16 protein-coding genes are annotated in these 12,463 nt (G+C 62.0%); 8 read left to right on the top strand and 8 right to left on the bottom strand.

Annotated elements, in window-relative coordinates; genetic code table 11:
- The first annotated feature begins 18 nt into the window (after positions 1–18).
- From ACIQWP_RS08390 to ACIQWP_RS08380, 3 genes are all read left to right on the top strand, one after another.
- Positions 19–876, top strand: coding sequence for a helix-turn-helix transcriptional regulator (locus tag ACIQWP_RS08390; protein ID WP_402784675.1), 858 nt, complete (start codon positions 19–21; stop codon positions 874–876).
- 27 nt (positions 877–903) lie between these two features.
- Positions 904–1,542 (top strand): class I SAM-dependent methyltransferase, encoded by a 639-nt coding sequence (locus ACIQWP_RS08385; protein WP_402784672.1) that lies wholly within the window; start codon positions 904–906, stop codon positions 1,540–1,542.
- A gap of 253 nt (positions 1,543–1,795) precedes the next feature.
- Positions 1,796–2,737, top strand: a complete 942-nt coding sequence (locus ACIQWP_RS08380; RefSeq protein ID WP_402784669.1) for an SDR family oxidoreductase — start codon at positions 1,796–1,798, stop codon at positions 2,735–2,737.
- A 111-nt stretch (positions 2,738–2,848) separates the two neighbouring features.
- Here ACIQWP_RS08380 and attM read toward each other — a convergent pair whose 3' ends face one another.
- Positions 2,849–3,640 carry an N-acyl homoserine lactonase AttM gene (gene attM, locus ACIQWP_RS08375; RefSeq protein WP_402784666.1) on the bottom strand — a complete coding sequence of 264 codons (792 nt, stop codon included), beginning with the start codon at positions 3,638–3,640 and terminating at the stop codon, positions 2,849–2,851.
- Positions 3,641–3,750: 110 nt separating this feature from the next.
- Here attM and ACIQWP_RS08370 point away from each other — a divergent pair, with 110 nt between their 5' ends.
- A complete protein-coding gene (locus tag ACIQWP_RS08370) occupies positions 3,751–4,644 on the top strand; it encodes a LysR family transcriptional regulator (RefSeq protein ID WP_402784663.1) in 894 nt (297 codons plus the stop codon).
- Here ACIQWP_RS08370 and ACIQWP_RS08365 read toward each other — a convergent pair.
- Together ACIQWP_RS08365 and ACIQWP_RS08360 are read right to left on the bottom strand one after the other, a co-directional pair.
- Positions 4,641–5,546, bottom strand: a complete 906-nt coding sequence (locus ACIQWP_RS08365; RefSeq protein ID WP_402784660.1) for a phosphotransferase family protein — start codon at positions 5,544–5,546, stop codon at positions 4,641–4,643. The genes ACIQWP_RS08370 and ACIQWP_RS08365 overlap by 4 nt on opposite strands.
- Before the next feature lie 48 nt (positions 5,547–5,594).
- A complete protein-coding gene (locus ACIQWP_RS08360) occupies positions 5,595–6,905 on the bottom strand; it encodes an MFS transporter (RefSeq protein ID WP_402784657.1) in 1,311 nt (436 codons plus the stop codon).
- Between the two features lie 109 nt (positions 6,906–7,014).
- Between ACIQWP_RS08360 and ACIQWP_RS08355 the strand changes: the two genes are divergently transcribed.
- On the top strand, positions 7,015–7,467 hold the full coding sequence (locus tag ACIQWP_RS08355; protein ID WP_402784654.1) for a winged helix-turn-helix transcriptional regulator: 453 nt from the start codon (positions 7,015–7,017) through the stop codon (positions 7,465–7,467).
- 35 nt (positions 7,468–7,502) lie between these two features.
- Here the strand turns inward: ACIQWP_RS08355 and ACIQWP_RS08350 are convergent, their stop codons facing one another.
- Positions 7,503–7,979 carry a MarR family winged helix-turn-helix transcriptional regulator gene (locus ACIQWP_RS08350; RefSeq protein WP_402784651.1) on the bottom strand — a complete coding sequence of 159 codons (477 nt, stop codon included), beginning with the start codon at positions 7,977–7,979 and terminating at the stop codon, positions 7,503–7,505.
- A gap of 97 nt (positions 7,980–8,076) precedes the next feature.
- On the opposite strand from ACIQWP_RS08350, the gene ACIQWP_RS08345 reads away from it, so the two are divergent.
- Both ACIQWP_RS08345 and ACIQWP_RS08340 read left to right on the top strand, forming a co-directional pair.
- Complete coding sequence (locus ACIQWP_RS08345) at positions 8,077–8,445, top strand: antibiotic biosynthesis monooxygenase family protein (protein ID WP_402784648.1); 369 nt, start codon at positions 8,077–8,079, stop codon at positions 8,443–8,445.
- A gap of 57 nt (positions 8,446–8,502) precedes the next feature.
- Positions 8,503–8,949 carry a DUF1772 domain-containing protein gene (locus ACIQWP_RS08340; protein ID WP_402784645.1) on the top strand — a complete coding sequence of 149 codons (447 nt, stop codon included), beginning with the start codon at positions 8,503–8,505 and terminating at the stop codon, positions 8,947–8,949.
- Positions 8,950–8,977: 28 nt separating this feature from the next.
- Here ACIQWP_RS08340 and ACIQWP_RS08335 read toward each other — a convergent pair whose 3' ends face one another.
- Positions 8,978–9,736 carry an SDR family NAD(P)-dependent oxidoreductase gene (locus ACIQWP_RS08335; protein WP_402784642.1) on the bottom strand — a complete coding sequence of 253 codons (759 nt, stop codon included), beginning with the start codon at positions 9,734–9,736 and terminating at the stop codon, positions 8,978–8,980.
- 57 nt (positions 9,737–9,793) lie between these two features.
- Here ACIQWP_RS08335 and ACIQWP_RS08330 point away from each other — a divergent pair, with 57 nt between their 5' ends.
- Entirely contained in the window at positions 9,794–10,381 is a 588-nt protein-coding gene (locus ACIQWP_RS08330) for a TetR family transcriptional regulator (RefSeq protein ID WP_402784640.1), read from the top strand.
- Between the two features lie 41 nt (positions 10,382–10,422).
- Here ACIQWP_RS08330 and ACIQWP_RS08325 read toward each other — a convergent pair whose 3' ends face one another.
- Genes ACIQWP_RS08325 through ACIQWP_RS08315 form a run of 3 tightly spaced genes read right to left on the bottom strand, consistent with a single transcriptional unit; the run spans position 10,423 to position 12,375 of the window.
- Positions 10,423–11,304 carry an NAD(P)/FAD-dependent oxidoreductase gene (locus ACIQWP_RS08325; protein ID WP_402784637.1) on the bottom strand — a complete coding sequence of 294 codons (882 nt, stop codon included), beginning with the start codon at positions 11,302–11,304 and terminating at the stop codon, positions 10,423–10,425.
- Positions 11,301–11,750: an RrF2 family transcriptional regulator gene (locus ACIQWP_RS08320; RefSeq protein ID WP_402784634.1), complete on the bottom strand. Its 450-nt coding sequence runs from the start codon at positions 11,748–11,750 to the stop codon at positions 11,301–11,303. Before ACIQWP_RS08320 ends, ACIQWP_RS08325 begins: the two co-directional genes overlap by 4 nt.
- A gap of 58 nt (positions 11,751–11,808) precedes the next feature.
- Positions 11,809–12,375, bottom strand: a complete 567-nt coding sequence (locus ACIQWP_RS08315) for a cysteine hydrolase family protein (RefSeq protein WP_402784631.1) — start codon at positions 12,373–12,375, stop codon at positions 11,809–11,811.
- Positions 12,376–12,463: the final 88 nt, after the last annotated feature.

Here is a 12,463-nt window from a genome sequence, read left to right as displayed (position 1 = left end):
AGTAAAAACGCTAACAGGATGACCGATCTCATCGAAACCGAAAACGTGCTTGGGACCTATCTGAGGGACCGCCGCGCGAAACTCGACCCATCCGCGCTTGGATTTGCCGGCGAACGGCGGCGCACGCCAGGGCTTCGGCGCGAGGAAGTGGCGCAGCGCGCCAATATCAGCCCGACATGGTACACATGGCTGGAACAGGGACGCGGCGGCGCGCCCTCCGCCGACGTGCTCGACCGGATCGCGCGTGCGCTCATGCTGACGGAGGTGGAGCGCGAACACCTGTTCCTGCTCGGCCTCGGCCGTCCACCCGAAGCGCGTTACCGCAAGAATGACGGCGTAACGCCGCGACTGCAGCGCGTGCTCGATGCCCTGGAGCCGAGCCCTGCCATCATTCGGACCGCCACCTGGGACGTCATCGCGTGGAACCGGGCCGCACCCGTGATGCTGATCGACTACCGATTACTGCCGCCGGAAGAGCGCAATATCCTGCGCTATATCTTCCTCGATCCGCGTGCGCGCGCTATGCAATATGACTGGGAAAGCGTCGCGCGTTTCGCCCTGGGCGCATTTCGTGTCGATGCGGCTCGCGCAGGCGCATCAAGCGAGATCGAGCCTTTCGTGGCGGAGCTTTGCCGCATCAGCCCGGAATTCAGGGCCATGTGGCGCGAAAACGACGTTCCCGGCCCCCACACCGAAGCCATCAAGCATATACGCCATCCCATCCTCGGCCCGCTCGCCTTCGAATACTCGGCCTTTTCGGTCGATGGCCGGACGGATCTCAGCATGATCGTCTACAATCCGGCAACGCCTGACGATGCCGAGCGCATCAGATCGCTGCTGCCCGCCTCGCCTTCGGATCGCGTCGCTTCCGACTGAGCGCCAATGACGGAGAGAACAGCCTTCATGAGCATTGCCAGCGACACCCGTTTCTGGGACCGAGCTTCACGCAAATACGCCAAGGGTGCGGTTGCGGACCAGGCAGGATATGAGCGTACGCTGGACGGCACTCGCGCGTTGCTGAAAGCAAGCGACAGGGTGTTGGAACTGGGTTGCGGAACCGGAACGACGGCGCTTCTGCTTGCGGGTGACGTCCAGGACTATCTTGCAACGGATATCTCTGCGGAGATGATCGCAATTGCCGCAGAGCGGCATATCGCCCAGCCGATACCGACCCTTGCCTTCCGGGTCGCAACCGCTGAAGCTCTTGCGCCCGGCCCGACACAATTTAATACCGTTCTGGGATTCAACTATCTCCATCTGGTCCGCGATCTGCCAGGCACGCTTCGCCACATCCACCGCTTGCTTGCCGCAAAGGGCCTGTTCATCTCCAAGACGCCCTGCGTCGGCGAGATGAATCCGCTTATTCGACTGGCCCTGCTGCCGGCGATGCGCGCGATCGGCAAGGCACCCTACGCGGGCGTCTTTCGGGCATCGGAGCTAAGTGGGCAAATATTTGCCGCAGGCTTCGACATCCTTGCCACGGAAAATCACGCAACCAGGGGCAACGACAACCGCCCCTATATCGTCGCCCGCAAGAGGTAAAGGGGAGATGCCGGCGACAGCATATGACCCATCTTTCGATTGACCCCGACAACAAGTCAGCCCTAAATACATTTGTCGAAAATGGCTGGCTTGGTCTCGGTAGGCCCAGGCCCTTCTCCTTGAATGGAGAAGCTCTGTTCCACGCAGTCAAGTGGATACCCCGACAGTCCCTGCGCCTCGTGCGCGTTTAGGGTCTGCTCGGTGGCCATCCTTAGATGTTCCTTCGGCAGACCATGTTCGAAGGAAACTTTCCATGTCCGTTATCGATCAATCCAAGCCCATCCTCGTCTATCTCGCCGCCGGCGTTCAAGGCAGTGCCGTCGTTCGCGCCGCTCTTCGACGCGGCTTCAAGGTCAGGGCACTTGTCCGCGACCGGAGGCGGGCTTCGGCGCTCTCGGCCCTCGACGTCGAGCTTGCCGAAGGGGATCTTCGCGATCCAGCCTCGCTTCGCGCCGCCAGCGCCGGCATCGCACATGCCGTGCTCCAGATTCCGATAGGCTCGCGGGACGACATGCGTGTGCAAGCGGATAATGCTGTGTCAGCCTCCCTCAGCTGCGGCCTCAAATCCATCGTCCTGAAGCTCGCCAGCGCCAGCCGGCCGGCCCCTTGCGAAGAGCCGAGCTTCGTCGCCAATGCCACGATCGAGGACGTGGTCCGCCGCTCCGGCCTGCCCTTCACCACCGTCCGCCCGACCATGTATCTCGACAATCTGCTGAAGCCATCGGCGCGGATCGATATCGTCAATGAGGGAACCTTTGCGCCACCGCTTGCCGAATCCCAGTGCATCGCCTGGACCTCCGTCGACGATTGCGCCCGCGCTGCCGTCACCCTTCTGGAACGCGGCATCCATTCCGGCGACCATCGCATAGCCGGGCGGGAAAGCGTGGCCGGTAAGGAACTTGCATCGCGGATCGGTGCCGGGCTCGGACGCCGGGTGGCCTATCGTGCCCAGCCGCTCGATGAATTCGAGAGGGATGTCGATGCGGCGATGGGACCGGGAACGGGCCGCCGCGTCGCCTCGAAATTCCGCTTCTTCGCATCGCATCCAGCGGAAGCGGATGCGATGCTGGCCGCACCGTTCACGCCGCAGCCCGGCCTTGAGGATTTCCAGCCGACCGGCATCGAGGAATGGGTTCGGCAGCACCGGGCGCAGTTCTTCGAAACCAACCAGACGTCATCGGGCGGACCAGGCTGATCGGCTTAGCGAAATCGCGCTGAAAGTGACGCATCCCCGGCAGATCATGCAGGACGAGATTTTCGTCACGCGCCTGCGTGATCTGCTTTTCCAAGGCGAACTGACGCGCCTTCAATCGTAATAGGCCGGAGCCTGTTTGAACCCCGGCCATGCCTCGGGATCATGCCCCGGGACCACCATGGCATTGGTCTGTTCGGCAAGCGCTCGCAGCTTGGCGACCGATCGCACCGTGTCGACGGCGGAAGCCATGAAGCCGGGCAGCGCCTTTTCGTGCCAATGATCGAGCGTATAGGCGGCGTCGATCGCCAACACTATTGCACCCGCATTCGGCAGATGCACAAGGAAGGACTGGTGGCCGACGCTGTGGCCCGGCGTGAAGACCATCCGCAGCGCTCCGTCGCCATGAAGATCGTAAGCGTCGGTGGCATCGCCTTCGAGGAAGTGCCATTTCAAGCCGGGACGGTCGAAATCGCGGCGGACATAGGCGCCGGCGGCGAACCAATCGGGCGTGAAGGCATACTCATATTCGCGGCGCTGGACGATGTGGGTCGCGTTGGGGAAGCGGCCGATAGCGCCGCTATGGTCGGAATGCAGATGGGAGAGCACGACGAAACGGATGTCTTCACTGGATATGCCGAGCCTTGCCAGTTGCGCGACGCATCCCTGTTCCTTCGTCATCACAGGCCGATAGCTGTCGACGACATCGCCCCAATAGCCGCGCGGATCGGCCAGGCCCTCGGCTGCCAGCCCGCCATCGATGACGGCGTTGCCCTTGGGATGCGTGAGCAGAAACCAGGGCACCGGGATTTCATAATCGGCGCCCTCGCCCTGATTCATCCTGATGTCGTGGGCCTTGCATCGCTGCGTGCCCGATTGGAACATGTAAAGCCTGATATCGCTCATGAGCCTGACCTGTGGTTGACGTTTGAGTGCCGTTTTCGGCAATCGAAAGCTCTCTCACTAGGCGGCATCATCCACTTACATTTATCGGCTGAGCCGATATATTGGCGCGCATGGATCTGTTGGTGGCAATGCGCGTCTACGTCAGGGTGGTGGAAAGGGGCAGCATGTCGGCCGCCGCGCGCGATCTCGGCATGGGCCAGCCCGCCGTCAGCGAACGCATTGATCGGCTGGAGCAATATCTCGGCGCGCGGCTACTCACCAGAAACACCCGCAAGCTTTCCCTCACCGATGTCGGCGCCGCCTTCTATGAGCGCAGCAAGCAGGTGCTGGAAAGTGCCGACGACGCCCTGACTGTCGTCAACGGCGATCAGTCCTTGCGCGGCACGCTGAGGATCGCAGCGCCGCATGGCATCGGCGAGGTCATGCTGCCGTCAATCCTGCTGCAGATGCGCAAACAGCATCCGCTGTTGAAGATCGAGCTGATCCTCAACGACAGGATCGTCGATCCGGTGACGGAGGGTGTCGATATCTCGCTGCGGCTGGGCGATCTCGGCGAGGGAAGCTTCATTGCCCGCAAGCTCGGCCATGTCGGCCGCGTGCCGGTGGCCTCGCCGGACTATCTCGCTCTGCATGGGACGCCGACAAAGCCCGAGGACCTTGCCGACCACGCTTTCCTGCGGGTCTCCGGCCTCTTTAACGGCGGACGGCTTCCCTTGATCGGCCCGGATCGGCAAATCGAACTTGCCGCCATCGACATCGTCCTCAGCACCAGCCATTGGCGGCCGCTGCACCGCCTGCTGCTCGATGGAGCGGGCATCGGCGTCCTGCAGGAGCCGGTCTGCGCCGAGGATCTGGCGGGTGGCAGGCTGATCCGCCTGCTGCCCGAATTTACCGTGCCGGGATTCGATCTGCATGCGCTCTATGCGGCGATAAGGCCGGTTTCGCCCCGGATTCGGGCTGTTCTCTCGCTGTTGGAAGAACAGTTGCCGTCCGTCTTGCCCTAGACCCGAGGCCCGACAACCAGGGTTTCGCATCTTGCCATCACCCAGCGGAGATCTTGTTCGCTTCCGCTTAGGGCAGCTTCGCAGACCTGCTGGAGACCGATACGAAGCTGATAGCAGGACAACACCAGCGGATCGCCCATCGCCTCCGGTTCGTGCTCTTCGAAATAGCGGGCTTGCGCCTCCATGCAGGCAAGCCAAGGACGCCAGAAGAAGATGTTCGCGACATCGTAGAGCGGATCGCCGAACAGCGCCTCGCTCCAATCGATGACGCCGGTGATGACGGCGCCGTCGACAAGCACGTTGTTCGACCCGAAATCGCCATGCACGAGCCTGCGGATTTCGGGGCATTGCGGCACGAGGCTCGTCAGGCGATCGAGATGGCGATCCGACCATCCCGCACCGATGACGGCATCCACACGATCCCAGTCGTAATGCCCGTGGTCCGCAATCACAGCGAGGAAGTCGCGCCAGCTTGCATGTTCGCCGATGCCTCGATCATTGAAGCGGCCGAATCCTTGCGTCTCGTCAAGCGACGTTTCGGCCATGGCCCGCAGGACTTTGACGACGGGAGCGACCGCGCCGGGCAAAGCGGCTGCAGGCAGATCCTGCAAAGTGAGCCCGGCGGCACGGCGCGAGACACAATAGGCCTGTTGACCGACAATTCCGATCGAGAGGACTTCCGGGATGGGCAGGGCGGGTGAAGCAAAGCGGCGCGCGCAGAAGACATCCTTCTGAAATCCTTCGGCCAGGCGATTGATGCGAAGGACGAGGCTTTCACCACCAACATGAATGCCGAAGGCCTGCGATTCCTCACCTTGCGATACCGGGTTCCACTGCGAGATCGCACCCAGATCGCGCTCGACGGCTTCAACAATGGCTTCGAATGGCAGCGCCGGCTTCATTTTCTTCCTCCCTCCTTGTTACTTAAAACCAGCTTTGGCAGCGGAAAGCTAGCGATTGCCTTGATCGATGCTTTGCGTCGCCACCTTGGGCGTCGCCCGCAAGGTCAGCGCCCAGAAGACAAGCGTTGCGAGGCTGATGGCGGCACCGGAGACGCACACGCCCGCCCAGCCCGCATGGGCGTAGATGATCGTCGATGTCGATGATCCCACGGCGCTGCCGATGGAGTAGAAGATCATGTAGGCGGCGGTCAGCCTGTTCTGCGCGTCGGGCCGGACGCGATAGATCATGCCCTGGTTGGTGACGTGCGTTGCCTGCAGGCCGAAATCGATGACGAGGACGCCGAGGATCAGCCAGAGGATCGAGCGATCCAGCATCGAGATCGGTAGCCAGGCAACAAGCATCAGCGCAAGCGCAATGCCTGTGGTGCGCTGGCCATGGCCCCGGTCGGCCCAGCGCCCTGCCCTGACGGCACCGAGCGCGCCCGCGGCGCCGGCAAGGCCGAACAAGCCGACTTCGGTGTGGGAGAGGGAATGGGGCGGCGCGGTCAGCGGCAGCACGAGGGGGGCGAGCAGCGTGGTGATATTGGCGAAGATCAGCATGGCGATCACGGCGCGGATGCGCAGGACCGGTTCTTCGACAAGCAGGATGCCAAGCGAGCGGATGAGCCTAAAATAGGAAAGCCCACCCTTCGGCTTTTCCTGTCGCGGCAGTGCGCGCCATAGGAGAAGCGCGATCACAAACGTCAGTAAGGCGGAGACGATGTAGACAGTCCGCCAGCCGGAAAGATCGGTCAGCGTTCCCGCGACGCTGCGCGCCAAAAGGATGCCGAGCACGATGCCGCTGGTGACCATGCCGACGATATGGCCGCGTTCGGCGGGATGCGCGAGGCTCGCCGCATAGGCAACCAGCGCCTGCGTCACCACGGCCAGAAAGCCGACGGCCGCCATGGAGGCGAACAGCATGGTGGCACTGGAGGAAAAGCCAACAAAGAGGAGTGCCGCTACGCTCAGCAGCGATTGCAAGACAATGAGCTTGCGCCGATCGACCAGATCGCCGAGCGGCACCAGCAGGATGAGGCCGAGGCCATAGCCGAATTGTGTCGCGCCGACGATCAGGCCGGCAACCGTGCGCGACAGCTTGAGGTCATCGGCCATGACATCGAGGAGCGGATGGGCGAAATAGGCATTCGCCACGGCGAGACCGCTCGCGACGGCAAACAGGAAAATCGTGGCGCGCGTCAGCGGGGAAATGCCCTCCGCTGAGAACCCGTCGTTGCCAGCCAAGCCTGTTGCCGGGGAATGAAGGCGTGCAACATCCTTCGCGCTGCCAGCCGGCGGCGCGTCCTGGTCGATCGTCATTGCAAAACTCCCGATTCTTCGGTTTAATAATGAAACCATCGATCGAGTAACATTATTGGTTTAATCATGCAACCATTCTTGCAGACAAAAGACCGGGAGGGCTGAGCGCATGGTCGCGCGGAAAAGCCTGAAGGGTGATTATTGCCCGAGCGCGCGGTCGCTTGACGTGATCGGCGACTGGTGGTCGCTCTTGATCGTCCGCGATGCCTTCGACGGGCTGACACGGTTCGGCGAATTTCAGAAAAGCCTCGGCATCGCCAAGAACATTCTCACCGACCGCCTGCGCACGCTTGTTACAAGCGGCATTCTGGAGCTGGTGCCTGCCGGCGACAGCGGCGCGCGCATGGAATATCGCCTGACGGCGATGGGAAAGGATCTGTTCCCGGTCATGGTGGCGCTGCGCCAATTCGGCGAGCGCCATCTCTTCGCCCCGGCGGAAGAGCATTCGCTGCTGGTGGACCGGGCAAGCGGGCAGCCGGTGCAGCTTGAGATCCGCGCGCAGGATGGGCGCCCCATCGGTCCGGACGAGGCGCTGATCTTGAAGGTGCCCGAAGGGGAATGATGCAAAGTCGCAGGACTGCGACCGCGCCTTAGCGGTCAATCCTGCTTTTCGGCATCTCCGTTTCCTTCCAGCTTGCCGCGCAAGGCCAGCATGACCTTGTGCATCGTTTCGATATCCTCGATCCTCAACCCGTCCGACAGTTCGTTGACCCATGGCGCCTGCAGCCGCATGGCAGCATCGAAAATTTGCTTTCCCTTATCCGTCAGCACGACAAGCTGCGCCCGCCGGTGATGCGGATTGGTTTCGAAGGCCACGAGGCCTTCCTTTTCCAGATCATTGACGATGCGCTGGATGTTCTGGCGATTGGCCCCCATGTCGCGTGCCAGCCACGCAACTGGCTGCGGCCGGTCTGCTGCGATAATGGCACCCAGAATCTGCCAACGCGCACTCGTCAGACCAAGGGGGGCAACGAGCCTGTCACCGGATGCGAGCACCCGGCCGTGCAGTTTGAACAGCTCGAGAATGAGATTGGTCAAAGCGCTTCCGACCGAGGTTTGTTTCGCGTCATTCATTTGTCACCATATAATTTAATTGACACCATGATGTCAATTTTCTAGATATGCATCGCACCACATTGACATCATATATCCATATTGAATGGAGCACGCCATGCCTCATATGCGTCCGATGGACCCAAGCTTCCCCATAGAACGGCAGATCGGCATCGATGTCGCTCCCGTCGTCCTCGTGAATATCTTCACCCTCGCTAGGACAGACGAAGAAATCTTTCTCGATACGTGGCGCGACGACGCGGCATTCATGAAGCGGCAGCCGGGATTCATCTCGACGCAGCTTCACCGGGCGATCGGTGAAAGCCCGACCTATTTCAACTACGCCGTCTGGGAGACGATGGCGGATTTCCGCGCTGCGTTTACGCATCCTGAGTTCAGAGCAAAGATTTCGGAGTATCCATCCTCGGCCGTTGCCTCACCGCACCTGTTTCAGAAGGTGGCGATTGCGGGCATCTGCGTGGCCTAATCTCGGCCTCCATGACGAAGCCAAGAGTTCCAAATCAATAAGAGCAGGAGAGATCCGATGCGGCTCGTATTTAACATTCTCGCCATTTCGGGCTCCGCCATGTTCGCCGGCGTTATGCTCGTCATCGGCGTGACTCTTGGCGGCTACTGGAAGAGCCTTCCGGCGTCCGACTTCCTCGACTGGTTCGGCCAAAACGGCCAGTTCATCACACGCACGATTCCGCTTGTCGTCGCCCCGACACTCATCGGCCTGGCCGGCTCGCTATGGTCGGGCTGGGGCGAAGGAACGGCAAGGGCATATTGGACTGGAGCGGCCGTCTGTATTGCTGCCGTCCTGGTTCTCACCGTTGCCTGGTTCCTGCCGACCAACGCGCAATTTGCCTCCAGATCGATCCCCGTCGATCAGGTACCGGCGCGGCTCGATACCTGGCTCATGATCCATAATATGCGGATCGCACTTGCCATGATTGCGTCTGTGCTCGGGATCGTCGCCATCTATCGGTGAAGACGATCAAGCTGCGATCATTCCGGCCTTAGACATGCGCCATGCCACCATCGACGGTCAATTCGGCTCCGGTCGTGAAGCTCGCAGCCGGCGACAGCAGGAAGACAATGGCTTCAGCCACCTCCTCCGCGCGTCCCCAACGGCCCATCGGGATCATGTTCTCCACGTAGCTGCGAATTTCGGGAACGGTGACAGCGGCTTCCGTCAGCGGCGTCTCGATCGGGCCGGGCGAGACGACATTGACACGGATGCGCCGTGCCATGAGATCAGGCGATGTTCCGAGGTTGCGGGCAAACGCGCGGATGAAGCCCTTGCTGCCGGCATAGAGGGCATCGCCAGGCTGGCCCTTGCGTCCCGCGACGGAGCCGACGAAGACCACCGACGCGCCCTCGGCCAGAAGCGGCAAGGCATGAACGAAGGTGAAGACGGCGCCTTTGACATTCACATCCATCAGCCGGTCGTAGCGATCGATATCGAGGTCATCGATGTCGGGCGCATTCGAGAGGCCGGCATTGACCACAAGGCCATCCAGCAGGCCATGGCGCGATGTGACTTCACTCATGAGACGGGCAACTTTGGCCGGCTGGCCGACATCGGCGAACATGCACTCGCCACGGGAGCCGAGATCGCGCGCCAATCTAGCCAGTCGGGTTTCGTCTCTGCCACAGGCGATGACATGCGCGCCGGCTTGGGCCAGTTGCAATGCCGTGGCCCTGCCGATGCCGCTGCTTCCGCCTGTGACGAGGACGATCTTGTTGGAAAGATGCGCAGACGTGTCTGGAGTCATCGCTTGACCTCTGTTATCAACACTTGTTGACAACTCAGATAGAGGTGAAACGCGTAAATGTCAACGAGTGTTGATAATGAAGGACGACCGCCGCGCCTTACGGCAGCGGAAAGTCGCGCCCGCATCCTCTCGGCGGCCCGCGCCGCCTTCACCCGGGCGGGATATGATGCGGTCGGAGTTCGCGAGATAGCGGCATTGGCGAGTGTCGACCCGGCGATGGTGCCGCGGCTGTTCGGCTCGAAGGAGGCTCTGTTCACGACGATCGCGGACAAGGCATTCGGGCTGGAGCCGGCCTTCGAAGGGCCGATCGAGGGCATGGGCCGACGTGTGGCGCACCATCTGATGGGGCCGATCGAGCGCCGCGATCCCGACGATTTCGACGAATTCGCTTTCCTGCTGCGTTCGGTCGGCAGTCCAACGGCGGCGCCGATCCTCTCGGCTGCAATGCATACGACCTTCATCGAGCCCCTGTCGCAGCGCATGAGCGGCCCTGCCGCCGAGGCACGGGCAGCACTTGCCACAGCCTATGTGATGGGCTTTGCAGTGCTGCGCGCCGGGCTCGGCTCTCCGAGCATCGAGGCGGCAGACCAGGATATGATCATCGAAAGACTGGGGGATGCCATCCAGGCGTGCCTGACGCCGTAAAGACGATGGATCGCCAGCGCATCAACCCTGGCGATCCGCAGTCAAAACACCAGCGAGCGATGCAGCTGCGCGCCGGCCCAGGCACCATCGCCGACGGCAAGCGACACCGAATGCGGGATACGGGCGGCATCACCGCAGGCAAAGGCGCCTGGCACGGTGGTTTCCTTCATCGTGTCGGTCTGGATCTGCGTGCCGAAGGGCGTTTCCTCAAGCGCGCAGCCGAGCCGTTCGGCAACCGGGCTCGAGGGCGACACGCGCGACGCGGTGAACAGGCCGGCGAATGGCAGCAACCGTCCATCAGCAAGCCGCACGTCGGCAGCTCCCTCGAGCCTTGCGACAGGTGTTTCCTCGATCGCGACACCGCGCGCAGAGAGATCGGCGCGCTGCGCCTCATCCGGAACAAGACTGCCATTGAGGAACAGCGTCACCTCTCCCCATTCCGGCAGCAATTGCGCCTGATGCAGCGACATCGCCCCTGTGGCGATGCAGCCGATGCGACCCTGATCGAGCTCATAGCCATGGCAGTAGGGGCAATGGAAGACGCTTCTACCCCAACGTTCGCCAAGACCCTCGATCCCGGGCAAGGCATCGAAGACGCCGGTGGCAAAGAGAAGACGCCGGCCATCATGGCGCGCGCCGTCCGCCGTGGTGACGACAAAGGCATCCTTCTCGCCCTCGGCCCGTTCGGCAGCTCCCTCGATCCAGGTCAAAGTCGGATAGGCGGAAAGCTGCTCGCGCGCCTTGCGGGCGATCTCGCCGGGGTTGACGCCATCCTGGCCGAGAAAGCCGTGGGAAGCATCCGCGAAACGATTGCGACGCTTGCCGGCGTCGATGACCAGCACCTTGCGGCGGGCACGGATAAGCTGGAGGGCGGCCGCCATTCCGGCGTAGCTGCCCCCGATGACGATGACGTCATGGGTCACGATAAGGTCCTTTCAGTGCGCCATTGCGCATGACGCCGCGCAAATTCAGTGGCGAGATCGGCAAGGGTGACGTTTTCGAAGCGCTTGAGCAGCAGAGCCTCGGCTTCGGCAAAGGCATCGTCGAGCACGGAATTGACCGATTGCTCGACAAGGCATTCCGGCATCTCGTTGCGATTGCCGATGGCGAAGACGGCCGGTTCGCCCAGCGCCTCGTGCAGCTGGCGCAGCGTGACGGTCTTGAGATCGGCCGCGATCGTCCAGCCACCGGTATGCCCCCTGGCGGAACGGACGATGCCGACCTCGCGCAGCAACCCCATGGTGCGGCGCACGACGACGGGATTGGTGTGCATGCATTGCGCCAGGGTTTCCGAGGTCAGCGGTCCATCCTGCTCGGCCATATGGAGCAGGGCGTGAAGAACGGAGGAAAGTCGGCTGTCGCGTTTCATGTAACTTCAATTATTACGATTTAAAACGACATTCAAGTGTAAACCGCGCGTCGCGCGGTTAAGGGCGTTTTCTAAAATGAACGTCCCGTGCCGAGGCGCAGATGCGCAGCTCGTCGCCCAGCGACCATTCCGCGGCCCTTGCCGCCATGGCCGCCGGTACGCCCTCTGACCCCGGCCCGGCAGGGACGTCATAGGTGGCGTGCGCATCATGCGGCAGCAGCACGCCATAGCCGCGCTCAAGGGCTCCCCGCGCCGTCGCTGCCACACACATCTCCGAGAGCACACCACAGAGCACAAGGTCCTGCACGCCGAACGCGGTCAGAATAGCGTCGAGATCGGTGCCGTCGAAGCCGTTATCGTGGGTCTTCCGAATGACCACTTCGCCTGACAGAGGTGGGAAATGGAGTTTCCATCCGGCCTGAAGCGGCTCGTCCAGCGCACCGGCCGGACCATCGTTCTGCAGGAAAATCACCGGTGCCCATGCCGATCGCGCCCTATCCAACAAGGTCCCGACCATTGACTTCAGCCTGGCATGGTCAGGAATCGCATGCGGGCCTTGCACGAAGGCATTCTGCACATCGACGACGAGCAGGGCATCGGCCGGCCTGTCATAATCATCGATCATTTCCTGCTTTGTTTCCATCGATATGCCAACCCTGTGTTCGGAAGCCCTACATCATATGGATGGCGCGCGATGCGAGTTCAAAGCCGCC

The organism is Rhizobium sp. NPDC090279, from assembly GCF_044769665.1.
Lineage (GTDB): Bacteria > Pseudomonadota > Alphaproteobacteria > Rhizobiales > Rhizobiaceae > Rhizobium.
This window is presented reverse-complemented; position numbering and strand designations above follow the sequence as displayed.